Origin of the sequence: Exiguobacterium algae, assembly GCF_018617875.1 — a bacterium.
Taxonomy (GTDB): domain Bacteria; phylum Bacillota; class Bacilli; order Exiguobacteriales; family Exiguobacteriaceae; genus Exiguobacterium; species Exiguobacterium algae.
The window spans coordinates 95587-120246 of sequence record NZ_JACSKZ010000003.1; the positions used below are offsets into that span (position 1 = coordinate 95587).

25 protein-coding genes are annotated in these 24660 nt (G+C 47.4%); 9 read left to right on the plus strand and 16 right to left on the minus strand.

What is annotated here, in order from left to right; translation table 11 throughout:
* On the minus strand, positions 1-234 hold the full coding sequence (locus KNP03_RS09245) for a hypothetical protein (protein ID WP_214828589.1): 234 nt from the start codon (positions 232-234) through the stop codon (positions 1-3).
* A 245-nt stretch (positions 235-479) separates the two neighbouring features.
* On the opposite strand from KNP03_RS09245, the gene KNP03_RS09250 reads away from it, so the two are divergent.
* The gene (locus KNP03_RS09250; protein WP_214828962.1) at positions 480-1763 is read left to right on the plus strand and encodes an NCS2 family permease; all 1284 of its coding nucleotides are present in this window, start codon (positions 480-482) and stop codon (positions 1761-1763) included.
* Positions 1764-1826: 63 nt separating this feature from the next.
* On the opposite strand, the gene KNP03_RS09255 is transcribed toward KNP03_RS09250, so the two are convergent.
* From KNP03_RS09255 to KNP03_RS09265, 3 genes are read right to left on the minus strand one after another with little or no spacing between them, the layout of a single operon-like run.
* Positions 1827-2858 carry a DUF4097 family beta strand repeat-containing protein gene (locus tag KNP03_RS09255; protein WP_214828592.1) on the minus strand — a complete coding sequence of 344 codons (1032 nt, stop codon included), beginning with the start codon at positions 2856-2858 and terminating at the stop codon, positions 1827-1829.
* Positions 2859-2907: 49 nt separating this feature from the next.
* Positions 2908-3204, minus strand: a complete 297-nt coding sequence (locus KNP03_RS09260) for a DUF1700 domain-containing protein (RefSeq protein ID WP_214828595.1) — start codon at positions 3202-3204, stop codon at positions 2908-2910.
* Positions 3201-3521, minus strand: a complete 321-nt coding sequence (locus tag KNP03_RS09265) for a PadR family transcriptional regulator (RefSeq protein ID WP_214828599.1) — start codon at positions 3519-3521, stop codon at positions 3201-3203. The genes KNP03_RS09260 and KNP03_RS09265 overlap by 4 nt, the downstream gene beginning before the upstream one ends.
* A gap of 186 nt (positions 3522-3707) precedes the next feature.
* Here KNP03_RS09265 and KNP03_RS09270 point away from each other — a divergent pair, with 186 nt between their 5' ends.
* On the plus strand, positions 3708-5636 hold the full coding sequence (locus tag KNP03_RS09270) for an ATP-binding protein (RefSeq protein ID WP_214828602.1): 1929 nt from the start codon (positions 3708-3710) through the stop codon (positions 5634-5636).
* 48 nt (positions 5637-5684) lie between these two features.
* Here KNP03_RS09270 and KNP03_RS09275 read toward each other — a convergent pair whose 3' ends face one another.
* The gene (locus KNP03_RS09275; protein ID WP_214828605.1) at positions 5685-6482 is read right to left on the minus strand and encodes a glucose 1-dehydrogenase; all 798 of its coding nucleotides are present in this window, start codon (positions 6480-6482) and stop codon (positions 5685-5687) included.
* Positions 6483-6671: 189 nt separating this feature from the next.
* Between KNP03_RS09275 and KNP03_RS09280 the strand changes: the two genes are divergently transcribed.
* Complete coding sequence (locus tag KNP03_RS09280; protein WP_240544553.1) at positions 6672-7994, plus strand: hemolysin family protein; 1323 nt, start codon at positions 6672-6674, stop codon at positions 7992-7994.
* Between the two features lie 201 nt (positions 7995-8195).
* Entirely contained in the window at positions 8196-9188 is a 993-nt protein-coding gene (locus KNP03_RS09285) for a 5'-3' exonuclease (RefSeq protein WP_214828608.1), read from the plus strand.
* Between the two features lie 16 nt (positions 9189-9204).
* On the opposite strand, the gene KNP03_RS09290 is transcribed toward KNP03_RS09285, so the two are convergent.
* Positions 9205-10014, minus strand: a complete 810-nt coding sequence (locus KNP03_RS09290) for a VOC family protein (RefSeq protein ID WP_338082725.1) — start codon at positions 10012-10014, stop codon at positions 9205-9207.
* A 104-nt stretch (positions 10015-10118) separates the two neighbouring features.
* Here KNP03_RS09290 and KNP03_RS09295 point away from each other — a divergent pair, with 104 nt between their 5' ends.
* Together KNP03_RS09295 and KNP03_RS09300 are read left to right on the plus strand one after the other, a co-directional pair.
* Positions 10119-10445 (plus strand): winged helix-turn-helix transcriptional regulator, encoded by a 327-nt coding sequence (locus KNP03_RS09295; protein ID WP_338082726.1) that lies wholly within the window; start codon positions 10119-10121, stop codon positions 10443-10445.
* A gap of 63 nt (positions 10446-10508) precedes the next feature.
* On the plus strand, positions 10509-11516 hold the full coding sequence (locus KNP03_RS09300) for a S66 family peptidase (RefSeq protein ID WP_214828614.1): 1008 nt from the start codon (positions 10509-10511) through the stop codon (positions 11514-11516).
* A gap of 4 nt (positions 11517-11520) precedes the next feature.
* On the opposite strand, the gene KNP03_RS09305 is transcribed toward KNP03_RS09300, so the two are convergent.
* Positions 11521-12723 (minus strand): helix-turn-helix domain-containing protein, encoded by a 1203-nt coding sequence (locus KNP03_RS09305; protein WP_214828617.1) that lies wholly within the window; start codon positions 12721-12723, stop codon positions 11521-11523.
* Positions 12724-12842: 119 nt separating this feature from the next.
* Here KNP03_RS09305 and KNP03_RS09310 point away from each other — a divergent pair, with 119 nt between their 5' ends.
* Positions 12843-14102 (plus strand): MFS transporter, encoded by a 1260-nt coding sequence (locus KNP03_RS09310; protein WP_214828621.1) that lies wholly within the window; start codon positions 12843-12845, stop codon positions 14100-14102.
* Positions 14103-14124: 22 nt separating this feature from the next.
* On the opposite strand, the gene KNP03_RS09315 is transcribed toward KNP03_RS09310, so the two are convergent.
* The 4 genes from KNP03_RS09315 to KNP03_RS09330 form a co-directional block, all read right to left on the minus strand.
* Positions 14125-14421 carry a DUF3817 domain-containing protein gene (locus tag KNP03_RS09315; RefSeq protein WP_214828624.1) on the minus strand — a complete coding sequence of 99 codons (297 nt, stop codon included), beginning with the start codon at positions 14419-14421 and terminating at the stop codon, positions 14125-14127.
* Between the two features lie 80 nt (positions 14422-14501).
* Positions 14502-15008 (minus strand): DoxX family membrane protein, encoded by a 507-nt coding sequence (locus tag KNP03_RS09320; protein WP_214828627.1) that lies wholly within the window; start codon positions 15006-15008, stop codon positions 14502-14504.
* Between the two features lie 195 nt (positions 15009-15203).
* Complete coding sequence (locus tag KNP03_RS09325) at positions 15204-15617, minus strand: pyridoxamine 5'-phosphate oxidase family protein (protein ID WP_214828631.1); 414 nt, start codon at positions 15615-15617, stop codon at positions 15204-15206.
* 118 nt (positions 15618-15735) lie between these two features.
* On the minus strand, positions 15736-15936 hold the full coding sequence (locus tag KNP03_RS09330; RefSeq protein WP_015880427.1) for a cold-shock protein: 201 nt from the start codon (positions 15934-15936) through the stop codon (positions 15736-15738).
* 262 nt (positions 15937-16198) lie between these two features.
* On the opposite strand from KNP03_RS09330, the gene KNP03_RS09335 reads away from it, so the two are divergent.
* A complete protein-coding gene (locus KNP03_RS09335; protein WP_214828634.1) occupies positions 16199-17797 on the plus strand; it encodes a glycoside hydrolase family 55 protein in 1599 nt (532 codons plus the stop codon).
* Here the strand turns inward: KNP03_RS09335 and KNP03_RS09340 are convergent.
* The gene (locus KNP03_RS09340) at positions 17761-18273 is read right to left on the minus strand and encodes a flavodoxin domain-containing protein (RefSeq protein ID WP_214828637.1); all 513 of its coding nucleotides are present in this window, start codon (positions 18271-18273) and stop codon (positions 17761-17763) included. The two genes, KNP03_RS09335 and KNP03_RS09340, sit on opposite strands and share 37 nt — an antisense overlap.
* Before the next feature lie 106 nt (positions 18274-18379).
* Positions 18380-20029 carry a glycoside hydrolase family 13 protein gene (locus tag KNP03_RS09345; RefSeq protein WP_214828640.1) on the minus strand — a complete coding sequence of 550 codons (1650 nt, stop codon included), beginning with the start codon at positions 20027-20029 and terminating at the stop codon, positions 18380-18382.
* A gap of 124 nt (positions 20030-20153) precedes the next feature.
* Here KNP03_RS09345 and KNP03_RS09350 point away from each other — a divergent pair, with 124 nt between their 5' ends.
* Positions 20154-20930, plus strand: coding sequence for an AraC family transcriptional regulator (locus KNP03_RS09350; RefSeq protein ID WP_214828643.1), 777 nt, complete (start codon positions 20154-20156; stop codon positions 20928-20930).
* Between the two features lie 40 nt (positions 20931-20970).
* Here the strand turns inward: KNP03_RS09350 and KNP03_RS09355 are convergent, their stop codons facing one another.
* The 3 genes from KNP03_RS09355 to KNP03_RS09365 form a co-directional block, all read right to left on the minus strand.
* Positions 20971-21678, minus strand: a complete 708-nt coding sequence (locus KNP03_RS09355; protein WP_214828646.1) for an ABC transporter ATP-binding protein — start codon at positions 21676-21678, stop codon at positions 20971-20973.
* A complete protein-coding gene (locus KNP03_RS09360) occupies positions 21678-23315 on the minus strand; it encodes an ABC transporter permease (RefSeq protein ID WP_214828648.1) in 1638 nt (545 codons plus the stop codon). Before KNP03_RS09360 ends, KNP03_RS09355 begins: the two co-directional genes overlap by 1 nt.
* Positions 23316-23446: 131 nt before the next feature.
* A complete protein-coding gene (locus KNP03_RS09365; RefSeq protein ID WP_214828650.1) occupies positions 23447-24508 on the minus strand; it encodes a Fe(3+) ABC transporter substrate-binding protein in 1062 nt (353 codons plus the stop codon).
* Positions 24509-24660 lie beyond the last annotated feature (152 nt).

Sequence of the window (24660 nt, forward strand, 5' to 3'; positions counted from 1 at the left end):
TCAATCAGTCAGTCTATGCATATAGTGTACCCACTCGTCTTGCTGACTGTCACCTCTTTCGATTACTTGGCAACGGATCGCCTGAACAAGACGGAAACGCTCCTCGATTGACAGATGAAGAAACTCCTCCCGGAATCGGGCACACAACATTTTCCCGAGTGGTGTATACAACTGATTGATGACGAGTTCGTATACGATGCCACTACACCATGTCTTCCACATTGCTGGTTTCATATCGGTTCCCCTCCCTTTGTCTATACCGTATCTTCTGAAACGCGTTTCAGAGCAAGCTTCTTTTTGAAAAAAGTTTATTTCCGAACATTTTTTATCGTTGATTCTCATTTTTGATGTTTTTTGCTTAAAACAATTGACGCGAATCCAACATTTTTGTATAGTCATCAAGTTGATAACGTTAATTTAATCATTTTTTTCAATTAATGTTCGGAAATAGACCTTAATAAGGAGTTTTATCGATGAATATCTTTCAACTGAAACAACATGGAACGAATGTTAAACAGGAAGTGACAGCAGGGATCACAACGTTCGTGACGATGGCGTATATCTCTGTCGTCAACCCGGCGATTTTGTCTGATGCCGGCATCCCGTTCGCACAAGCTTTCACGGCGACAATCATTGCCATCCTCATCGGAACGGGCTTAATGGCGTTTTTTGCGAACTTGCCGATCGCTGTGGCACCCGGGATGGGACTCAACGCCTTCTTTGCTTATACACTCGTCGCCCAGGAACAAATCGCACCATCCGCCGCGCTTGGTGTCGTCTTCGTCTCGTCTGTGTTCTTCTTGATCTTGTCGCTTTCTCCGATTCGGACGAAACTGATTCAAGCGATTCCGACTTCGTTGAAACATGCCATCACGACCGGAATCGGTCTCTTCATCGCTTCGCTCGGATTAAAGTTATCGGGCTTAATCGTTGCCGATGAGGCAAACTTGGTGCGTCTCGGTGACGTCTCTTCACCGGAAGTCTTGCTCGTCCTTGGCGGCTTGATCGTCTCGGCACTTCTCTTCTCGCGAAATGTCCCAGGATCACTGTTGATCGGGATGGTACTCACTGGAATCGCGGCTTACTTCATGGACATCTTACAAATCAACGGTGTCACGGCGATGCCGACACTTCCAGAAGGACTCATGGTCAACCCGGTAACAGCATTTAGTGATGTCATTCAATATGGATTGTTCGGTGCCGTCCTCTCGTTCTTCCTCGTCACATTGTTCGATACGACAGGTACACTTGTCGGTGTCGGGAAACAAGCCGGGCTCTTAAAAGAAGACGGAACGATTGAAAATGGTCACCGTGCACTCTTTGCCGACTCGCTTGCCACAATGGGTGGTTCACTTGTCGGAACGAGCCCTTCGACGGCATACATCGAGTCTGCAGCCGGTGTCGCACAAGGTGGACGTACGGGTCTCACAACGGCCGTCGTCGCTGGTTTGTTCGGATTGACGCTCTTCTTTAGCCCGCTCATCGGTGCCATCTCTGGCGTTGCGGCGATCACAGCTCCTGCACTCATCATCGTCGGGGCTCTCATGTTGACGAACGTCCGTTATATCGACTGGAGCGACTTTAGCGAATACTTCCCGGCCTTCATGACGATTTTGATCATGCCGCTTTCAGGAAGTATCGAACGCGGGATCGCATTCGGGTTCATCTTGTACCCGATCTTCAAAGCGATGAACAAAGAGACGGTTCACCCGCTCATTTATTTGTTCGGGGCACTCTTCATCTTGGAGATGTTTATCCTTTAACTGACGAAATAGCCCCCTCCATCCGATTGGACGAAGGGGGCTATTTTTGGTTGATTAGATTGTTTAATAGTCCGTTACGATGACATTCCCGTTCCAACTCGTCAACATCACTTCGTTCGCTCCATTGCCCGCAGCGTATTCATTCGTGCGTGAGCCGAACATCTCAACTCGACCATTTTTCGTTTTTCCTCGAATCGTGGTATTCGTCGGTTTTTCTTTCAACTGAAGTTCAATTTTCCCGTTTTTCGTATCCATATTAATCGGGTGAGTAATGGTATCTGCAACAAGTTGCACTTTCCCGTTTGACGATTTGGCTTTAACGGCTCCATCAATCTGTTCAAGATCCACTCGTCCGTTCGACGATTTGGCCTTGAGATTCCCTGTCGTTTTTTTCACCTCTACCCGACCATTCGACGAAGTCACTTCCCATTCACTCCCGACACTCGAAACAAGAGAGACTCTGCCGTTACTTGATTTGAGGAAACCTCGATGAACCCGCAGGCGTTCCCCTTCGACACGTCCATTTGCATTTTGGACCTCAATTTCCCGCGCGACAATTCCCTTTATGTCGGTCGCTCCGTGACGGTTTTCAACGTATACCCCATTGAATTCATGTTGAGGCAGCTCCACCCGAAGAGTCGGTGTCTTATTAACGAACAAGGTCAGCAAGTCGGTCAAGCGAAACGGCCGATTGGTTTCAATCCGAATTTCTAACGTCCCATCCACGATATCCATCAATACGCCAAGGTCATCTTCCGTTTCCAACGTTGCGTGAGCATACTGATCGGTGGAAGGAACAATATGAACGTGCGCATTTTTTACTTTGATTGATACATTCTGAAATGCGACTTTCGAACTTTTCATCACCGTAGTCGGCTCATGATGTTCAGTCGTCAACGTTTGCACGGTCTCCCGTAGCTCGTTCGCGAACGCTTGCGGGGTCCCCAGTTCTTCAATCATGTCCTCATCCTGTTTTCCCTCGACGCGACCGCTCGCGAAATATTCTGCGACATCTCTTAAAATATCTTCCCGGTCCGCCTCTTGCACATCCATCAGCAATTGTTCGAGTTCAAGTAAATATTGTTGCTCCGTCATCTGTCGTCTCCCCTTTTCATCAGCAGTCAAATATAGTTCGTTCACTCTTTCAATTCGGCACAAAGCCCGGCCAAATTCCATTCCCTACATTTACAGAACGTCTGCTACGCATCGATTCGCTTTTGCGATGCCGTGTCGTCAGCCAAACACGTTCGGAGATTTCGAACGGTCTTTCGGCCAGGGCACGTGGTTCCCCTAACCGCCTCACGGTTTCGTCTGCGCATTCCCCTGAAAGTTCGGCTCGTGTGAAGTACATCGCCACTTCTTGTAAGATTTCAATACGTGCACGTACTCCAATCCCCATGAGCAAATGCTCGAGTTCAAGTAAATACTGTTCATCCGTCATGATGGGTCACTCCTTTGAATCAACGCATTGACACCTGTAGTGAACAACTCCCATTCCGTTTGCAGTTCATCTAAATGAGCCTTCCCTTGGTCGGTGATCGTGTAGTACTTTCGCGGCGGTCCTTCCGCCGATTCTTTTAAGTACGTCGTAAAATACCCATCCATGGTCAGTCGGCGTAGTAACGGATACACGGCTCCCTCTGAAATCGAAACATTTGCTGAGATGGCCTGGACGAGTTCGTAACCATAGCGGTCTTTTTGCGCGACGAGTGCCAACACACACAAATTCAACACGCCTTTTTTAAATTGAGGATTCATCATTTTCGCCTCCCCTCTACTATACATTGAACAATAGCATACAATTCACTACTGTTCAATGTATAATAGATATTTTTTCACTTTTTATGTGTGGAAAGTATGAAATCGAATCGGTACAATAATAGTAAACATATGGTAAGGGCTCTTTAACCGAAACTTACATAGTTCCAGGAAGGAACGATTTTCATGAAATCATGGATTGATGAACGAATTGGAAGACAATTCTTATTTGTTTTTTACTTATTTACCGCGCTAGTCCTCCTCACATCGATCGCTGTATATATGTATGCGGAACAGCGAATCGAACAGACCACCTCCGCTCTCGAGCAAATTAGCGAACGTCGGACGAATGCGACGGAATTATTTGAGACGTGGCAGTCGATGCAGTATGAGATGCGGGGTTACGTCCTTCTCGGAGACGAAGAGATGCTCGCACGAGTCAAAGAGAAGCAAGCGTTAATCCATAAACAGACATCGTGGTTCGAACGCCACGCGCGTACCGACCACGAACAAACTTACGCCAACAATGCCCGCACGCTTTTTGCGGCGTATCAGGATCGGGTTATGCCGAGCTTAGAACGCTACGTCGACGCCAAGCATGAGGGGCGTGTCACGGAACCCTTTTTAAAAATGCCTACTTTGGACGCTGTATACCCACAAGACACGCCGCCGGCAGATCGAACTTTTGCCATCAATTCAAGCAGCGCGGCTGACATGAGTGAGAGCATTGTCGATATGGAGAAGATGTTCACGGATTATCGGAATGCGTTGAATAGCGATGAAGATGCTTTACGAACACAGCTGGCGACACATACGAAATGGGCCCAGGCGCTTTGGCTCTTCTCCCTCTTCCTTGTCCTGCTCATTTTATTTTTCATTGCACACCCGTATGTAAAACGACTGACTGGACAGCTCCAAGATTTAATTGAAAACAGTAAACGCCTCGCAGGTGACAAGCCGTCCATCTATCCTGTAGCCCCTCAATCACGAAACGAAGTCGGGCAACTGGCCAACTCATTTCGGCAAATGGCTACTTCGTTGGCGACACAGCGAACCCAGGTAGAAGAAGAGCGAGAAAAGACAGCACGTCTTCTTCACTCCATTCGGGATGCCGTGATTTATGTCGAACATACAACGAATGAGAAATGGGCAAACCAAGCACTGTTTGTTCTGTTCAATCAACCGATCACCCACTGGAACGAGGTCGATCTATGTCGAGTCGATATCGAATTGGATGAATTGGGACTACAGGTCGATCAAAAAGAAAAATTCTTTTCATTCATGCGCCGATCATTTGATGGGCAATGCAAAGAAGAGAGTGTCACGTTCTCTATGAATGAAGAAGCACGATTCATTCAGATGTACGCTGAAAAAATCTACTTGCGGGGCACACGGCATGGAACGATGCTCGTGTTTCGAGATATCACACATGAAACAGAGGTCGATCGTCTGAAAACGGAACTCGTCTCCACCGTGTCTCATGAACTCCGCACACCGCTGACCAGTATTATCGGATTTACCGAACTGCTTCGATTCCGTGAACTTCCGGCGGAACGCATGAAAAAGTACATCAGTTTGATCCACCAGGAGACCTTGCGTCTTGAGGATTTGATTTCTAACCTACTTGATATCCAGCGAATGGAGTCCGGAAAACAAACCTATGATTTCCAAAGAGAAAACGTACGTGACCTTTTAGAGCAAGCCATCTCTGTCCAACAGATTTCAAGATATCATCACCTTTCTCTCCAATGCGAGAAATCAGTTCATGTATTCGGGGACCGCACACGCCTCCATCAACTGTTCACCAATATCATTCATAATGCGCTGAAGTATTCTCCTTACGGTGGAGACGTTCGAATCAATGTAACCGATATCGGAACGAATCACCTTGAGATCACGGTTCAAGATTTCGGAATCGGCATCCCGGCAACGGCTATCTCCAAGGTGTTTGATAAGTTTTACCGCGTCGATAATTCAGCAAGCCGAAAAATCGGAGGCACCGGTCTCGGTCTTGCCATCTGTAAAGAAATTGTGGAAGGGCATGATGGAACAATCCGTGTTGAATCTTCCGTTGGCGAAGGCTCGACTTTCTTCATCACATTGCCGGTCGCATAGTCAGCGCTTCATCAAAAAGAGGAATGCAGATCGCATTCCTCTCTTTCCTTATTGCACTTTATTTTCAGGTCCGAACGATGGATAGAGCGACAGTCCCCCATCTGCGAATATCGTGGTCCCTGTGACATATGACGATTCATCCGAGGCGAGCCAAGCCGCAACAGCTGCAATCTGTTCAGGTTTTCCGATTGTATGGGAAGGAATGAGTGCCTTCAATCCTTCTTTTTCTTCCGGGTCACTCATCGTCTCCTCGTTAATCGGTGTATCGATTGCACCCGGCGCGATTGCATTTACACGAATATGGTTCGGCGCATATTCAAGAGCGACCGACTTCGTGAACATTTTGACGCCCCCTTTACTCGCAGCATAATGCGTGTAACCCGGACGTGGAATCATTTCATGCACCGAAGACATGTTGATGATGTTCCCCTCGATTTCGTTTTCCACAAAATATTTTAAAGCGGCACGAACACCGAGGAACGTCCCATTCAAATTGATGTCGATGATTTTTCTCCAATTGTCGAATTCCATTTCATGCGTTTTGGCCTCAACCTGGACCCCGGCGTTGTTGACAAAGACGTCCATCTTCCCAAACTCCGAGATGGCCTTCTCAATCATTTTTTCGGCAAGTCCCTCTTCCGAAACGTCCCCTTGCACGGCGACCGCACGTCCTCCATGTTCTTCGATCCCACGGATGACTTCTTCCATTTCTTTCTCACTGCTTCGATAATTTAGGACGACGTGCATCCCTTCTTTCGCATAGCGCTCCCCGATGGCACGACCGAGACCTTTCGAACTACCGGTGACGACTGCTACTTTTCCTTTAAGCTCTGGATAGTTTGCCATTTCATTTCCTCCTTCGTCTTCTCGGTTTGTAGTTCCCGCATTCCCCTCTTCATCAAACCTCATGCACTGCTTTTTGAATAATCACGATAAATCAACTATACTGAAACAAACTATTCGTTTTCAGGATGTGCCTGAAAGACGTTTGATTCTATTTTGATGGAGGTGACTCCCCGATTTTTGGGGGAATTTTTGGACAGTCCCATGTTACTCAGCTTATCGATCGTCGCTTTACTACTATTTTTGACCGCTTTTTTTGTTGCAGCGGAATTTTCTATCGTCAAGGTGCGAAGTGCAAGGCTCGATCAACTCGTCCTTGAAGGAAATAAACGCGCCGAAAGCGCAAAAAAAGTGATTGAAAATATTGATGACTCCCTCTCGGCCTCGCAGTTTGGAATCACGCTCTCTGCATTAGGACTAGGGTGGATCGGTGCCGATCAAATAGAAGGGTATATTCACCCGCTCATCAACCGGTTGAGTGTCTCACCCTCGGTTGCAACCTTCATTTCTTTTTTAATCGCCTTTTTACTGATTGCCTTTTTACATGTCGTCATCGGTGAACTCGTGCCAAAAACGCTAGCGGTACACGAAGCGGAGAAATTAACGCTCTTGGTAGCACGCCCACTTCATGTATTCACGAAATTGTTTTATCCTTTCATCCGTGCGTTAAACAGCATGGCCCGGCTTACGCTTCGGTTGTTCGGTGTACAAACGACCGCTCAGGAGACGGCGCACTCAGAAGAAGAGCTGAAAATCATTATGACGGAGAGTTTCCGGAGTGGTGAGATCAACGAAAACGAGCTGGCTTACGTTCAAAATATTTTTTCATTCGATGAACGAATCGCGAAGGATGCGATGGTGCCACGAATGAACATGGTCACAATCGATGAAGAAGACTCAATCGAGGAAATCATCGCAGTTGTAGAAGAGCACCAGTACACACGCTATCCGGTCACACGAGACGGCGACCGTGACGATGTACTCGGCTTCGTCAACGCGAAGCAACTGTTCACTGCACAACTTTCAAAAAATGAATCTCCTTTTGAGTCCTTCATTCATCAATTACCACTCGTCACAGAGTTCACTCCGTTACAAGAGGCAATGGTCAAAATGCAAAACGCCCGCACGATGATGTGTCTTGTCATCGATGAATATGGGGGAACGGCCGGTTTATTAACGATCGAAGACATTCTCGAAGAAATCGTAGGTGAAATCCGCGACGAGTTCGACCGCGATGAACAAGCTGAAATCACAGAAATCGGACCGGGTCATTATCGCCTGTCCGGCCTTGTTTTGACGCAAGAGCTTGAAGAACGTTTCGGGATTGAGATTGAAGATGACGTCGACACGATTGGCGGGTTTGTCTTATCCCAAAAAGCAAATGCCCGAACAGGGGAGCGGTTTATTCTTTCGCACGGCCACGAATTGATTGTTCGTGAAGTCGATAACCACCGCATCGTCTTTGTCGACTTGATTTTGGCTCATAAAAACGACTTGGAACTCCCATCTGAATGATGAAATGATTTCTCCCTTCTCATACTTTTGAGAAGGGATTTTTAGTCTCCGCTTCGAACTGTCGCTATATTTTCCCCTCTTGTCGTGATATACTGCACATATGTTGCTTATTTGAGTGCGTTTCACTCAATGACACAACATCACCGAATGATCGTAGAATGTTCGGTTTCAAAAAGAAAGATAATAGAAAGAAGGTTACGCATGGAACGTAAACTATTTTTGATTGACGGTAACTCCATGCTGGCCAGTGCCTACTATGGTGCCGCCGCGAGCCGAACGAAAAAAGGACGCGAGGTATCCAAAAATGATCGGAGTGCCGTCATCGGAATGACCGGCCTCATTCGGACGATTTTACGCAGACATCGCCCGAGCCACTTTGTCGTTGTCTGGGACGTCTCACGTGAAACACTATGGCGTCGTGAGTTTTATCCAGGCTATAAGCGACGTCGCCGCCAAACACCACCTGAGCTAAAAGCACAGATGGAACTCATGCGACAACTCCTCGAGGATAGTGGAATTCCACAATTCCAGGTAGAAGGCTACGAAGGAGAAGACTTAATCGCTCATATCGCACGCAAATTCAGCTGTAGTGCCCCTGTCGTCATCATGACAAAGGATAAGGATTTACTGCAGCTGGTGAGCCCACGCATCACTGTGTGGCTTCAAACACAAGAGCTTCAGCAAATGCAGGCTCGGTGTGCGATTCGCGACAACCGTCCTCTACCCTTGAAACGCCATCTTGAAATCCGTCCAGAGGAGATTGCGGCACTTTATGAAGGGTTAAAACCAAAACAACTTTCAGCAGTCAAGGCGTTAACAGGGGACCGTTCGGATGGAATCCCTCCTGTAGCAGGACTTGATGAAAGCCAATCCGTACAGTTGATTAAACGATTCGGTTCGCTCGATAAGCTGTATACTGCCCTAAGCATCAAAGGAGACAAGCGACAACAAATCAATGAAACGATCGCGGCACTGACGTCAGAAGAGGTGCCCCGTAATTTGAGACGAACACGCAAGAAAGCAGAGCGAAATATGAAGCTCGTCCGTCTCGATGTTACGGTGCCGGAGCTCGACCATTTGAAGCTGGCTCACCTTGAGCTCAGCATCAATCCGAAACGGGTCGAACAAGCGTATCAAAAACGTGGACTCCGTCTCTCATTCAATGCAAATCAAAAGAAAATTTCAGCACGTTAAAAAAGCACGGATGATATTATTCATCCGTGCTTTTAATATGGACTGTGATGCCGTCCGGGTCCGTTAAAGTTAACGTATGACCGTCTCCCCCAAGATCCTGAATCGTTTGTCGATCAACGTAGAGTGTCCAGGCTTCCAATCCTGCCTCCGCTCCCATTGGCTCAACTGGCCGCGCCCATACGTTCGTTCCGATGTGGTGATGATAGCCATCCGCTGCTAAGAAGAGTGCACCCGGATACGAATCGGTCGTAATCGAAAACCCAAGATGCTCATGATAAAATTGTCTGGCCGACTCAAGGGAACGTACTTTGAAATGAACATGCCCCATCGTCGTCCCTGGCGGCAACCCTTCGAATGGTCGATCTGCCGCCGAACGAAGCATCGACTCATACTCAACAGGCTCGGTAGCCATCTTCACATGACCGTTTTCTTCATATTCCCACTGCTCTTTTGGACGATCCGCGTACAGCTCGATTCCGTTCCCTTCCGGGTCACTCAAATAGAACGCTTCACTGACCAAATGATCCCCTTGTCCGACATCAATCCGACGTTCGATGAGATGCGCAAGCACGCGGCCGAGCTCGATTCGATTCGGCAACAAAATCGCCATATGGAAAAGTCCGGCTGCCCGGGGATTCGGTCGCACACCTGATTGTTCATGCAGTACGACCAACTCCCGTTCCGCTGTCCCGAGCGTGACCTCATTCGCCGCTTCGTTCAACACGCGCATCCCAATTACTTCTGTATAAAATTGTTTCATCCGCTCTAAGTCACTGACACGTAATGTCACTGCACCTAATTGAATATTACTTAGTTTTTTATCCACTTTAATCACCTCTCTTTCACTATACCCCCGATCGGATTGAAGCAGAAGTAGGCACAAAAAGGTGGTATAGTTACTTAAAAGATACTAATGAAAGGATGAGCGATGTGACGAAAATAACAACTTGCGAGGTCGATACAGCGCTCGATCTCATCACAGGGAAATGGAAGCACTCGATTCTGCTACTCCTTATAAACGGAGAATCATTACGCTTCAGTGAATTGAAGCGCGCCCTCCCAAAGATTAGCCAAAAAATATTGACGGCCCAACTCCGCGATTTAGAAGAACAGGAGGTCATTGTCCGCACCGTCTATCCGGAAGTTCCGCCTCGTGTGGATTATCAGTTGAGTGAATATGGGAAAACGCTCATCCCGGTCCTCGAGGCAATGAACGAATGGGGTATCCGTCATGCCGAAAAAATGCGCACCCGGTAGTTGTCCACATGTGGACAACTATTTTGAAACGCCCTACCAATCACTTATCCACAGGAGGCTAACATGATTCGCTATCCACATCTATCAGACCACCGCGTTGGCGTTACCGCGCCTTCGTCAGGAATCCCGACTGAATTACACCAACTACTTCATCAATCTGAACGAATCTTCAAACGTCACGGCTTCACGCTCCAGTTCGAACCGACTGCCTGGACGCAACACCGTGGCAAGTCCGCACCGGCGTCCGTCCGCGCAGAAGAACTCGTACGACTCCTCCACGATTCGTCCGTTGATCTGATCATCCCTCCATGGGGTGGTGAACTATTGACGGAGATTTTACCTTACATCGACTGGGAACACCTCCCCGCGAAATGGATGCTCGGTTACTCGGACACAAGTCTTCTGTTATTCGTCTACACATTAAAAACCGGGATTGCGTCCGCACACGGACCGAATTTGGTCGATTTAAGAGGTGAAGAATGGGACGCGACGAGCGCTCGCTGGCTGGATGTTTTATCTACATCTGAAAATGAGACCATCACGCAGCAGTCGTCCGAGAAGTTCCAAAAGGAATGGCAACATGATAACCCGACGACGCAACTTTTTCATTTGACCGAAACGACCAAATGGAAAACCATCGGAGGGACCGAGATGTCAGGACGTCTTCTCGGCGGGTGTATCGATGTTTTATTACATACCATCGGCACTGAGTATGGTGACATCGCCTCCTTCCAACAGGAAAAACTTCGTGACGAGCCGATTTTTTGGTATTTCGAGACCGTTGAATTAAATGTCCCTGCATTAAAAAGGACCCTCCTTCAAATGAAGTGGGCCGGATGGTTCGAACGGACGTCAGGGATTTTATTCGGACGGAGTGATGCTCCCCGTGACTATCAAGGCTATACTGTCGAGGAGATCTATCAGGAATTACACGACATGCTGGGGGTTCCTATTTTTTATGAGGTCGACTTCGGACATGTCCCGCCTCAAATGACGTTCATCAACGGCGCATACGCTACAGTTCAGGTCAAAGACGGAAAAGGAACACTCACACAAACGTTCAAGGGCTGAAACATCAGCCCTTGATTTTTTGAATCAATCCCATCAGGTGTTGGTGATACCGGCCAGGCGGGAATTGGTGGACGATTGTTTCAATGTCGGATAACCACTCATCTCCACATCCATACAAGGTACCTAAAAGTAGTCCTTCCAAATAAATCGCCTGGTCAATCAGACTATGATTGATTTGCCACTCCGACCGTGCCTCCCACAAGTCACCAAGCGACTTCCGGGCAGTCTCCTTTTCACCAATCATTGCGTGATAGACACCTTTAAACAAATCGAGCGGCGCAATAAATTTCTTCTTCCCTACTTCATCGTCCAAGATTTGTTCTAATCGTCTCACATGATACCCAAGTTCTTCAGCATTCCCTCTCATCATAGCGGTCAGCGCCTCGGAAAACATTAACCGCCCTTTTGCCGCACGGTCCTCTGTGAACTCAACATATTGTCTCGCCTTCAGATTAGCCAATTGAATTAACGAATCATTTTGAAGATATAAACCGCAAATAATCATCGCCCGATAGACATCATCTGCCCGGTAATAGGTCCGTGTCTGTTTCATATATTCCAAAGCCTCTTCAAGGTATTCTAAAGCTTTGGGAATGTTGTCGTCGTAGAGCAACTCTTTGAAGACGAGTAACATGTAGTATTCGATGCGTGTTTTCGGTTTCATACTTTGTAAATCCAACATCTCAATCCACTCCATTTTCTCGCTCGCTTCTTCAAAGCGATTCCAATGAAGCAGATAATAAGCCTGTCCGATTCTTGTCATGGCGACTTCATCTTTTTCTCCTAAACGTTCAAAGAGGGTAATGGCCCGGTCATAAAACTCGAGTACGAAATCATGATTCTCCTCATTCAATATGGCATCTCCATACAATACGTAAGCACGCCCCTGCCAAATCGACTCCATCTCTTCTTCCATGAACGGACTCAAAACACGTTGAATATCTTCCCGTTTCCACTTCTCGAATCCTAAATCGGCATATTCGATTTGCTCGACCAAATCTTGGAGTTCAGATTCACGTGGATCCGTCAATAAAGATTGCACGGGCACATCGAGCCTCTTGGCAATCTCACGCAGACTGCGCATCGAGGCCTCCGCTTTCCCATTTTCAATCATACTTAACATCGATTTCGTGATAATCCCTTCAGAAAGCTGAGTTTGCGTCAATTTTTTCTCTTTTCGTAACGTTTTTATCCGTTCCCCTATCATCTTGTACCTCCATATTGTAAAAAAGTTAAATTAAATTGAACTTAACTGTTTACAGATTCCCTCTTTTGCTTTATATTAATGTTAAATCACATTTAACAAATATGCAAAGGAGATTTCTTATGAAAACGACAAATTCAAACCTCCCCGTGCTGTTACTCGGTAAATTCATGTCCTTGTTCGCGTCGAGTCTCTTCACGTTCGTTGCTGGTCTGATCGTCTTAACATCTTCTGGTTCCGGACTTCAATTCGCACTCGTCCTCTTAGCCGGAACATTGCCACGTGTTCTTTTGTCACCATTCGCCGGAGCGTATGCCGACCGGTTAAATCGAAAAAAACTGATTATCTCGATGGAATCACTGAACGGGTTATTATTTTTAATCGCCGGTGTCGCCAGTCTCATGTGGACATTCGGAGCGCCTGTCTTCTTACTCATCACCGCCATACTATCCATCTTCTCAACGTTTTTATCGGTCACGATCTCAAGCTCGATCCCATTGTTATTTAAAGAAGACGAATTGCAGCGTGTGAACTCACTCGTTCAAAGTATCATTTCTTTCTCGAGTATCGGTACCCCACTTCTTGCCGGAGCGTTGTTCAAACTATTACCGATTTCAGCATTTCTATTCAGTTCAGCCGTCTTGTTTGGGATTGCGGCATTCTTCGCTTCTCGCCTAACCTTCTTATCAACTGAATCGACTGCACCAACTCAAGCCGCTTGGGAAGATGTGAAGTCCGGCTTCCATTATTTAAAAGGAAAACGCGTTCTTTGGACCATCACCATTCTGGCTGCGTTTCTTAATTTCTTCTTCGTCGCTTCAGAAGTGTTGTTCCCGATCGTCACACTCCAAAGTATCGGGGTGAGTCCGTTCCAGTTTGGCTTCCTGCAAAGTATGTTTGCCGTCGGTTTCTTGGTCGCTTCACTTCTACACGCCTTACCATTTTTCAAAATCAAATATCAACTCACGACGTCACTTCGTTCATTGACCATGTTAAGTTTAATTTTCATCGGACCAGCGATTCCGGTCCTGCTCGGTTTTTCTGTCTTCGCTTCCATTATTTTCTTGACAACCTTCGCTTTATTGACAGGTTTTCTGGTCATTCGAACGAACATTCCGCTTCAAATTTATTTACAATCGAACACCGATCCGAAATACCTCGGACGTGTGATGGGGGTACTTGAATCATTGGCGATGGGAATGACGCCGTTCGGATTCATCTTATTCGGCATGTTGAGCGAATGGATGCCTGCATCCGCATTGTACGCAATTTGCATGGTTTGCCTGCTCTCGCTTACTCTCTCTTCAATGTATCGCATTCGTCACGATATCCGTGCCGAAAAAAGCACTACGCCATTGAATTCAGACATTACCGCCTCATAAACAGAAAAAGACATCGAACAAATTAGTTCGATGTCTTTTCTATAGACGGGAGTACCCGCTTTTCTAATAAGAATGGTCCAAATGGAATGACAGAAGCGATGACAGCCAACGCGAGCACTTTAAAACTCCAACGATGGCGCCAAGCCATGTATACAGCTGCGATGACGTAAGCGACGAACAAGAATCCGTGTGCCGCTCCGACGATGCTCACGGCGAGCGGGATCCCGGCCATATACTTTAATGGCATCGCAATGAACAACAGCAATAAGAATGATACACCTTCTGCATAACCAAGCCGTTTAAAATACGTCATATTCATGTAGCGTTCTCCTTTGTTTCTCTAGGCTATATCTATCGTAGCCGAAACGTGAGAGATTTGTCACAGGAGAACACCGGGTGTTAAGAGGCTATTTGACGATTTGGTGAACGATGAGTGATTTTCGTCTCAACGAAGCGACGGAGGAATAATCCATCCACACCAATTTTACCTGCGTTATGTCCAGCAACGAGAATCAATACAGACACGATCAACATCGTCGGGTTCGTACTAACCGTTCCTGAGAGCAAGAACGCCATATTCATGACAAGTCCGAAGAATGCTGCGCTACGTGTCAACGCACCGAGCAATAGACCAAGACCAACCAAGAACTCACCGTAAGGAACAAGAACATCGAAGAGAGCCGAGTTTGGAATCGCGAAGTTTTCTAAGAACGCTGCCCACCAGCCTGCTACCGCTGGGTGTTCCCCTGTAGCAAGTGTCAACGCGTTATTTAAGAATCCTTCTGTAGCGAATCCACCAGTGATTTTACCCCATCCTGCTGTGAGCCAGTGGTAGCCGAGCCAGACACGGAGTACCGTCAAGATCGCCGTAGCGACTTTGTTGTTTTGCCAAAATTTCGTGAACATGATAATTCCTCCCTTTTAACAAATGTGAAATAATGAATAATGTGATTACATTCACAATATACCACTCTTGTTCAGTTTTTCACATATGTATATGAAGAAGTTTCCAATTGTTCATCGTTCGTTCATATTGTCGTCACGTGACAGACACTTTTAAAGCATGAAAAAAGATGCCCATTTGCAGGCATCCTGATTCATTTAAAGTTGTACTTCCTGGGGTGACTCCCCCTTCTTGTTCATCACCCAGATCGATTCCGGTTCGATTTTGAGGATAATGAGCTTCGGATCATCGGGTCCGTCAAACCATCCTTCGAGTTTTTCATTCCATACTTTTTCTTTCATGGATTCGTCATCCGAGACCGTTGCCTTCCCTAGTATTTCTAAGTACGTGTCTCCGACCCCGTCCCCATCGTATCCAATCAAAATATGCGTATACGGATTTTTTTCCAATTCATCTACTTTGTCCGAATCGTTTGAAGTTGCCGTATAAAGTGTGAACTCATCGTGGAAAAAGGTCATGTATCGACTGTGGGGTTTCACTCTATATACCGTCGCCATCGTTCCTACATCACTGGAATCTAGTATTTTTAACGCTGTTTCCTTTGCACCCATTCCGAATTCCTCCTTCATGATTTGTTGCTCATATACTGTTCCCTCACAGGGAGCAAGTAAACACAAAAAAACCTGCTCGCCGAAGCGAGCAGGCTATCTCATTCCTCAAAGAGGAAAATTAGATTTTTTCAACGTTAGAAGCTTGTGGTCCACGAGCTCCGTCAGTGATTTCGAAAGTTACTTCTTGGCCTTCTTCAAGTGTTTTGAAGCCGTCGCCTTGGATTGCTGAGAAGTGTACGAATACGTCGTCTCCGCCTTCCATTTCGATGAAGCCGTAACCTTTTTCTGAGTTAAACCATTTTACTTTACCTGTGTTCATGAATGAACCCTCCTGAAATAAACGCTATGCGTTATAGTAGTGCCTTACTAGAAAAAACTTGACCAAAAAAAATACAAGCCTCTGGATTATCTAATGAAAAATAATCCCAAGCACTTGTGAATTATGATTCCAGCTATTCTTAATTAAGCACATATGTAATATACCATGCTTAAATGCTTCTGTCTAGTAAATACTTCTGATTGCTAAAAATCGAGCTGGAACGGGTACAACCTAGTGAAAGAATCGCCAGGAGGGATAGACGATGACAACACCCATTAACCGACAAGACATTCAATCGACGATTCATCATTATTCGAACTGGTCTTCCGATCATACGTTACCCACCACGTTGAAGTGGCTCGAAGAGATGCGGGAAAAGAACTATCCACACACGAACTTGACCTATCCGTGCCGTATTCTGCTAACCGAACGAATCACCCCCATCAAAAACGCACTCCCTCTCGAACTTGTACATGGGGTGGTACGTCCTGTTTGGATGAGACGCTTGGACGCGGAACACTTAAATTTAAAGCAATCCATCCGGCAAGAGGTGGACGTGACCGATTATGGTGCTGTCGGTGACGGGGAGACCGATTGCACACTCGCCTTCCGTCTCGCGCTTCGGTCGAATCGCCATGTCTACGTTCCCGCCGGTACCTATGTCGTCCGCGGAATCCGACTGCCTTCAAATTGCATCCTGCATGGAGCCGGTCAACAACAGACGATTCTCAAACTTTCGAATCGCGCACCGAAACATCGTCGCCTCCTAAGAAATGCGACACCGTTCGCCGGCAATCACCACATCGAAGTGGCGCACCTCACGCTGGACTGGAACGTCGATCGCCTCGATGCTTCGCAACGAACCACGAGCGGAGACACGACTTCCAGCGCCTTGACCTTCGCTCATGTGACGTACGGTTGGGTGCATCACGTGACGGCAAAAAATGCAGGGCTGCATGCATTCGATGTCACCTCCCCCCATTACCACTACTTAGGGGACGGATTACGTGCCGCCAACGGTAGTCGATTCATTCACCTCGACCACTGCGAAGCAACAAACTATGGCGATGATGGAATCACGACGCACCATAGCGACGCCGTTTATATCACGAACTGCTATTGCCATCATCCTCACGGACGAACGCATACGAAAGGATTCTCGAATTCAAACGGGATTGAAGTCGATGACGGGTCACGACATGTCACGCTCGTCAACAACATGAGCGAAGGCTGCTTCGGCGGAGTAGAAATCAAAGCGCACGGCACCTCTTCAGCCGCAAGTGATGTGCATATCTTCGGTCATTTGTCGTACCATGACAACCGCTCCTTTAATTTCCGTCATATCGGCCATCATTTAGCAGACGATCCGGAGTCCCAAACAGCAAGGTTTATATCCGGAACGAATCTCGTTTCGATCGAACCCATCCGCACTGACTTGTACAAAAAATCATCTCCTCGAAGTCTTGTCGTCTCTGCGTATCGTGACGTATTCATAAACGGCTTCACGGCCATAGGAAATCCTCATTACGACTATCAAAATTATCCTGCGCTCGCCATTCAATACAAGTCGCGAAACGTGAACTTAACGCGCGTCAAGGTGACGGGGTTCACTTCCGGAAGAGCCGATATCGAAATATTCGGAGGAAAAAATCGAACCGATGACATCGTGATTGAAGAGATTCAATGCCATGATTCCGCTCCAATCGCCTTAAGAATCGGAAGGAACCTTGAACGGATTCGTCTTCAAAATATTGAAGCCCAACAAAAAAGTGGAGATGCACTCATCTCCACGAGCAGTCCGATTGAAGCTCACGATTTGTTCGCCTATGGATTTTCAGAGCGGGTCCGGGAAGACGTTTGAGCGGTTTTTACTAACCGCTCCAATTTTTCTTCATCCAAATCAAGGGAGCTCCCGGACTGTTTGGCCATCATCCGGACAATGGCCTTATCAAGGAATCCCATACGCTCGAAATCGTATCCGTGTCCTACCACTTCCACAAAGTAAGCATGCGTACGCAACTGTTCATTGTACGCTTCCTCAAGCTCACGACGACGTTCCGATTCAGTCGGGGTTCCGGCACATAAATACAAACCGAGCGGTCTCGCCAACAAGTTTGCTTCATGCTCCTTTAGCCATTCCTTCATCTCCTGTTGAATCGCCCCCATCCGAATCGAACTTCCGACAATGACATGATCCACGGTTTCCCAGTCAATGTCCGGTTGTTCGACGATGTTTTGAACACGAATCGCTCCGTCTCCCTTCAGACGTTCCGATAACAAAGCCGCGACTTTTTCACTCGTACCGTATCTTGAGGAAAAGACAATTAACGTATCCATCTCGCTTCCCCCTTTTCACCAGACTTTCTTATCTTATTCCCGAAATAATGGGATTTTATAGCTGTACATACAAAAAGTCCGCCACGATGTTGGCGGACCTTCGCAATTAGATTTTAAAGACTTGTGCTTCGTATGGACGTAGAACGGATGGGTCTTTTGTCTCCATGTTTCCGATAACATGTTCCTTTAACTCGTACGGGAAGCTGCGTTCCTGCGTCTCACTCGAGAAGTTACAGAGGACGAGCCACGTCTCACCTTCATACGTACGGGTAAACGCATAAACCGCCTCGTCTTCTGGTAACAAGAGCTCATACTTTCCGTACACAACAAGCGGATTGGCTTTACGCAGTGCAATCAATTGGCGATAGTAATGGAAGAGCGAATCCGGGTCTTTTCGTGCCGCTTCCGCATTGATGTCGACATAGTTTGGATTGACATCAATCCAAGGTGTCCCTGTCGTGAAACCGCCGTGTGCCTCACTCGACCATTGCACCGGCGTACGTGAATTATCACGCCCCCGCTCGTGGATTCCGCGGAAAATCTCTTCGTGTGTCAAGAGCCCCTTCGACGTATAATCCCGATAAGCATTCAACGTCTCGATGTCGCGATACTGATCGATTGAATCAAACGCGACGTTCGTCATCCCGAACTCTTCTCCCTGATAAATGTATGGCGTTCCTTTCAGCATGTGCAACAGCGTTGCCAGCATCTTCCCGGAGCGAACACGATATTCAGGCGAGTCGTTTCCAAAACGCGAGATGGCACGAGGCTGGTCATGGTTACTCCAATACAAACTGTTCCATCCTTCCTCCTCGAGCCCTTCTTGCCAACGTGAGAAGATTGTCTTCAACTCGGTGAGCTTCCAGTCCGTTGGATTCCATTTTCCGAAGCTTCCGTTCCCGACGTCCACATGTTCAAAATGAAAGACCATGTTCAATTCGTGACGGTCTTCCCCTGTATAAAGCTTCGCTTCTTCCACACTGACCCCTGGCATCTCACCGACCGTGATTGTGTCATATTTCGATAAGACTTCTTGATTCATCTCCTGCATGAATTCATGGATACGTGGCCCGTTAAAGAAGAATGGTGTCCCGTCACCATACCCGGTTCCCTGCGTCTTCCCATCCGGATAGCTCGGATCTTTTGAAATCATATTGATGACGTCCATCCGGAACCCATCGACTCCTTTATCGAGCCAATACGTCATGAGGTCATACACTTCACGACGAAGCGTCTCACTTTCCCAGTTCAAATCCGGTTGTTTCTTACTGAAAAGGTGAAGGTAGTACTCATCGCTCGCCTCATCATACTGCCAAGCACTGCCGCCGAAGAAAGCGCCCCAGTTCGTCGGTGGCTGACCGTTCTTCCCTTTTTTCCAAATATAGTAGTCACGATATGGACTCTCTTTTGAAGAGCGTGACTCCATGAACCACTGGTGTTCGTCAGAAGAGTGGTTGACGACGAGGTCCATCATGATTTTAATACCATGACGGTGCGCTTCTTCAAGCATCGCATCAAAGTCTTCCATCGTACCAAACTCGTCCATGATGGCGCGGTAATCACGAATGTCGTATCCGTTGTCGTCGTTCGGCGAATCGTATACCGGCGACAGCCAGATGACATCGATTCCGAGCTCTGCCAAATAAGACATCTTTTCTGTGATTCCTTGAATATCGCCGATTCCATCTCCGTTTGAGTCATTAAAGCTACGTGGATAAATTTGATACACGACTGCTTCTTTCCACCATTGTTTCATGCTACATCCTCCTTAAAGCTCATTTTCTGTTTCAACGCTTTCATCGTACTGCCTGCAACTAGTTATGACCATTCATGATATGATTAACGTATGCACAATCTGGCTAAAAAGAAAGGAAGTTACTATGGAGATTGGCTTTTGTGGCTATTCCTATCACACAACGACATATACTTTTCCGTTTCCGAACGTGTTGGATACGTACTTGATCCGCTTACAAACTGAAGGGACCGCTCGCGTGGTCGTCAATGGCGAGACGATGATTGCACACCCCGGTGATCTTCTGCTCGTCCGTCCCGGCGATGCGTATGAATTACATGTCGATACCCCTGCAAGCGGAGATTATCACTTATTTTGTAAAGGGGAGCAGATCGACAGTTGGTGGCAAGCGACGCCCCGTCCCCACTTGTGCACGATTTCAATCGATTCCCGCATGTTATCGCTTTGGCAACACATAACCGAAGAAGCGCGGCGTCCATTCCCCGAACAAGAAGAGGCAATCATCGAGACACTCATTCAAGCCCTCCTCCTCCTCCTCGACCGGGCTGCAAAGGAAGTACGCACGGCATCGCGCCCCCCCGTCGTGTCTCGGATGATGCGGTACATCGAAGGGCATGCAACCGAAGATCTCAAAGTCGCCGATGTCGCAGAAGCTGTCGGATTGAGCGTGTCTCGTACGGTTCATCTTTTTAAAGAAACAACCGATATGACAATCATCGAATATGTACAATCAATCCGATTACGGCTCGCGGAGGAACAAATGCGATACACCAAGCATTCCCTCGAGACCATCGCCGAGTTATCCGGATTTCGGACTTACCCGTATTTTCATCGAATCTTCAAGCGGAAATACGGCGTCGCCCCCGGGATGTATCGGAAGCTTCAACAAAATGAAGACGACTAAAAAGAGAGCCGTCTGCGATTGCAGAACGGCTCTCTTTCTCTTATACGAAGCAAGGAATCTGCGGGTTGAACGTCTTGTTGTTCTCCGTCATGACTTGCTTTTTAATTTTGCCTTCCCCGAGGTAGACGATGCGGTCAGCGAGTGCCTCAGCATCTTCCTCGTCGTGCGTCACAAAGATTGTTGTAGTACCGGTCTGTTTCAAGAGGCGACGAAGGTCGTCCCGAATTCGATGCTGGAGGGACGTGTCCAAATTACTGAACGGTTCGTCTAAAATCAATAGCGACGGCTTTGGTGCGAGCGCACGAGCGAGCGCGACGCGTTGCTGTTGTCCACCGCTCAGCTCATACGGATAACGATGGCGGAACTCCGTCAAATTGACAAGAGCGAGCATCTCCTCGACCCGTTCATTCCGTTCTTTACGACTCAACTTATGAAGTCCGAACCGAATGTTCTTTTCAACGGTCATATGCGGGAAGAGCGCATAGTCCTGGAACACCATCCCGACACCGCGTTGCTCGGGTGGCATGAACTGACAGTCGTCACAACAAACACAGTCGTTCACGACGACGACCCCTTGATTCGGCATCTCGAGTCCTGCAATCAAGCGAAGAATCGTACTTTTCCCCGATCCACTATCTCCTAGCAGGGATACGATTTCGCCTTTTGTAATCGAGATTGAGAATCCCTTAATCGTTTCTTCGTGCGCACCTTTATAGCTAAAATGTAAGTCATTGATTTGAACGAACATTAGTCGGCCTCCTTATCCAGCACCTTGTGGAAAACAAAAATTAACAAACCACTCATGAGGACGATGACAATCGAAGCGAGTGCTGCTTCGTGTATCTTCTCGTCACTCACATATTTGAACGCTTGTGTCGCAAGCGTTGAGAAGTTAAACGGTTGTAAAAAGAGCGTAAGCGGTAGCTCTTTCATAATATCAATAAAAACGAGGATGAACGCACTCATAATGGCCCCCTTGATCATCGGGATGTCCACGCGGAAGAACGTCTGGACCGTGTTCCATCCAAGCATTCGGGATGCTTCGGTGAACGATTTCCCGACTTTCTCAAAGCCACTCTCAATCGAGTTGAAGCCGATGGCGAGGAAGCGGATAACGTAAGCAAAAATGAGCATGATGAGTGTCGTACGGAATACAAATGTCTGACCAAGATCGAGCGCGAGCGCCACATCCAGCACTTTGGCATCGAGCCATAGAAACAGCGTGATGACCGCAATCGCGATGGCCGCTCCCGGAATCGAATAACCGAGCGTCGTCACTTTCGAGATGACGCGCGTCATATTTGAAGGGAAGAGACGCGTATAATTCGCGATGATGAGTGCGAATAACAAGATGATAATCGTGGCGATCAATGCCACACGTACTGTATTCCAGACGAGCTGCCAAAACGCTGCCGTAAATACCGTATCAAACGTCAGGAACGTCCAGGCAGCCAGTTGCGTAAACGGGATGATGAAGGCGACGGCAAACACGAGTGCGACATAGGCGAAGACGACATACCGTTGCCAGCCATGCAGCGGTCTCGGTTTGAGCGGCTTCACTTTCGTCGAGGCATAACTGAACTGTTTCCGTCCCCGCACCAGCCGTTCCATCGTCAAAATGGCGATGACGAGAATCATTAGCGTTCCGGCCAACTTCAAAGCCGACGACGTATCCTTCATTCCGAACCACGTACTAAAGATCGCGGTGCTGAATGTCTGAATGCCGAAATATTTGACGACCCCATAGTCGTTCAAGACCTCCATCAACACGAGACTCACTCCGCCGATGACGGCGACACGTGAGATCGGGATGACAACGGTGAAGAAAATATCCCAAGAGCCCCGTCCGAGGATACGGGCGTTTTCAATCATCGATGAAGATTGATTATGCAAAAATGCCCGTGTGATTGTATAGATATAAGGATATAAGAACAAGGTGAAAATGAACACGGTGCCTTGAATCGACATGATATTGAAATAGGCCTGGTCCACCGTGATCCCAAATTCGTTTCGTAACGTCGTTTGGATGACGCCGGTATAGTTCAGGATTCCGTGATACGTGTATGCCCCGATATACGGGGGAATCGCGAGAGGCAAGATAAGTGCCCATTTGAAAAAGCGACGTAACGGGAAATCATAGACGGTCACGAACCAGGCAAGGCTTGTCCCGATGATTGTCGTCAGCGCACCGGTCGCGATCATGATAAACAAGGTATTGCGGACATATCGTGGCAGTAAATACTCCTGGATGTGTTGCCAATTTTCGTTGACGGGGGCGAATAATTCTACGAGTACAACGACCCCGGGTAATACGATGAACAGAATCGCAAGGAAACTGAGCACTGCCCATCCATTCAGTTGTCGTTTCACCACGTGCCAGTTCATGTCGTACCGCTCCCGTTCTATCGAATCAATTTCTGTCCCATCATACCAACTTCTTTTCGTTCTGTGTAGCGTAGAGAAGTTAAGAAACGCAAAAACCTCCGGCCTGAACGTTCGTTCAAGCCGAAGTCATCTTACTTCCAGCCCGCTTCATTAAAGATGCGGATTGCTTCTTGTTGATTCTCACCGAGTGTCGATAAGTTGATGTCTTGCTCTTTGAACTCACCCCACGATTGAAGCAATTCGTTCGGTTCAACCGCTTCATTTACCGGGTATTCATAGTTCACGCCTGCGAATTTTTCCTGAGCAGACGGGTTGGACATGAACTCCATCAACTTCTTCGCATTGTCTGTATGCTTCGACGCTTTCGTCATAGCGATCCCAGAGATATTCACATGCGTCCCAGTCGTTTCCTGGTTCGGGAAGAAGACGCCAAGTTGCTCGGCAACTTTTTTCTCTTCCGAATCTTCAGAGTTGAGCATGAGACCCAAGTAATACGTGTTCATGATGGCCACATCACCTTCACCTGCTACGACGGCCTTCGCTTGGTCCCGGTCGTTCCCTTTCGGGTCACGTGCCATGTTGTTCACCAAGCCTTTCGCCCATTCCTTCGCCTCTTCGGCACCATTCACTTCGATGAATGAAGCGAGCAGGGAAATGTTATACATGTTCTCAGACGGGCGGACAAGCACTTTGCCATTCCACTGATCTTCTGTTAACGCCTCATACGTTGACAGGTCTTCTGGATTCACACGGTCTTTAGAATAGACGATGACACGTGCACGTTTCGTCAATCCGAACCATTCGTTATCAACGTCACGATATTTTTCCGGGATGTTTGACGCAAGCACATCGCTATCGACCGCTTGAAGGTGTCCCGCTTCCTTCGCCTGATACAGGTTCCCCGCATCAGATGTGATGAAAAGGTCCGCTTCTGTGTTGTCGCCTTCTGTATTTAGACGCTCCAACAGTTCATCGCTTTTCCCCTCTACGACATTGACTTGAATGCCCGTTTCTTCTTCGAACTGCTTATATAACTCTTGATCGACGTCATAATGACGGCTTGAGTAAACGTTGACGACTTCAGTCGAGTCGGATCCATTCTCAGGCGTCGCGTCTTCTGTACTCGCGCATGCTGCAAGCAATGATGTTGTCATGGCCGCTGAAAGGCCCAAGGCTGCATATTTTTTGTTCATCGGTCATTCCCCCACGTTCTTTTGTTTTCACCGGTAATGATAATTACTCTCAATGACTATATTCAATGATAATCATTCTCAAGTCAACCTTTTTCTCGTAATCGCTTCCTTCAATCTGTTGGATTGCAGGTTTTCTCCCTCCTCTTTCTTGA

What these genes read in the sequence shown, in the direction of transcription:
- KNP03_RS09245 (WP_214828589.1), bottom strand. Translation starts at nt 234, where the DNA reads ATGAAACCAGCAATGTGGAAGACATGGTGTAGTGGCATCGTATACGAA.
- KNP03_RS09255 (WP_214828592.1), bottom strand. Translation starts at nt 2,858, where the DNA reads ATGACGGAGCAACAATATTTACTTGAACTCGAACAATTGCTGATGGAT.
- KNP03_RS09260 (WP_214828595.1), bottom strand. Translation starts at nt 3,204, where the DNA reads ATGACGGATGAACAGTATTTACTTGAACTCGAGCATTTGCTCATGGGG.
- KNP03_RS09265 (WP_214828599.1), bottom strand. Translation starts at nt 3,521, where the DNA reads ATGAATCCTCAATTTAAAAAAGGCGTGTTGAATTTGTGTGTGTTGGCA.
- KNP03_RS09270 (WP_214828602.1), top strand. Translation starts at nt 3,708, where the DNA reads ATGAAATCATGGATTGATGAACGAATTGGAAGACAATTCTTATTTGTT.
- KNP03_RS09275 (WP_214828605.1), bottom strand. Translation starts at nt 6,482, where the DNA reads ATGGCAAACTATCCAGAGCTTAAAGGAAAAGTAGCAGTCGTCACCGGT.
- KNP03_RS09285 (WP_214828608.1), top strand. Translation starts at nt 8,196, where the DNA reads ATGGAACGTAAACTATTTTTGATTGACGGTAACTCCATGCTGGCCAGT.
- KNP03_RS09300 (WP_214828614.1), top strand. Translation starts at nt 10,509, where the DNA reads ATGATTCGCTATCCACATCTATCAGACCACCGCGTTGGCGTTACCGCG.
- KNP03_RS09305 (WP_214828617.1), bottom strand. Translation starts at nt 12,723, where the DNA reads ATGATAGGGGAACGGATAAAAACGTTACGAAAAGAGAAAAAATTGACG.
- KNP03_RS09310 (WP_214828621.1), top strand. Translation starts at nt 12,843, where the DNA reads ATGAAAACGACAAATTCAAACCTCCCCGTGCTGTTACTCGGTAAATTC.
- KNP03_RS09315 (WP_214828624.1), bottom strand. Translation starts at nt 14,421, where the DNA reads ATGAATATGACGTATTTTAAACGGCTTGGTTATGCAGAAGGTGTATCA.
- KNP03_RS09320 (WP_214828627.1), bottom strand. Translation starts at nt 15,008, where the DNA reads ATGTTCACGAAATTTTGGCAAAACAACAAAGTCGCTACGGCGATCTTG.
- KNP03_RS09325 (WP_214828631.1), bottom strand. Translation starts at nt 15,617, where the DNA reads ATGGGTGCAAAGGAAACAGCGTTAAAAATACTAGATTCCAGTGATGTA.
- KNP03_RS09330 (WP_015880427.1), bottom strand. Translation starts at nt 15,936, where the DNA reads ATGAACACAGGTAAAGTAAAATGGTTTAACTCAGAAAAAGGTTACGGC.
- KNP03_RS09335 (WP_214828634.1), top strand. Translation starts at nt 16,199, where the DNA reads ATGACAACACCCATTAACCGACAAGACATTCAATCGACGATTCATCAT.
- KNP03_RS09340 (WP_214828637.1), bottom strand. Translation starts at nt 18,273, where the DNA reads ATGGATACGTTAATTGTCTTTTCCTCAAGATACGGTACGAGTGAAAAA.
- KNP03_RS09345 (WP_214828640.1), bottom strand. Translation starts at nt 20,029, where the DNA reads ATGAAACAATGGTGGAAAGAAGCAGTCGTGTATCAAATTTATCCACGT.
- KNP03_RS09350 (WP_214828643.1), top strand. Translation starts at nt 20,154, where the DNA reads ATGGAGATTGGCTTTTGTGGCTATTCCTATCACACAACGACATATACT.
- KNP03_RS09355 (WP_214828646.1), bottom strand. Translation starts at nt 21,678, where the DNA reads ATGTTCGTTCAAATCAATGACTTACATTTTAGCTATAAAGGTGCGCAC.
- KNP03_RS09360 (WP_214828648.1), bottom strand. Translation starts at nt 23,315, where the DNA reads ATGAACTGGCACGTGGTGAAACGACAACTGAATGGATGGGCAGTGCTC.
- KNP03_RS09365 (WP_214828650.1), bottom strand. Translation starts at nt 24,508, where the DNA reads ATGAACAAAAAATATGCAGCCTTGGGCCTTTCAGCGGCCATGACAACA.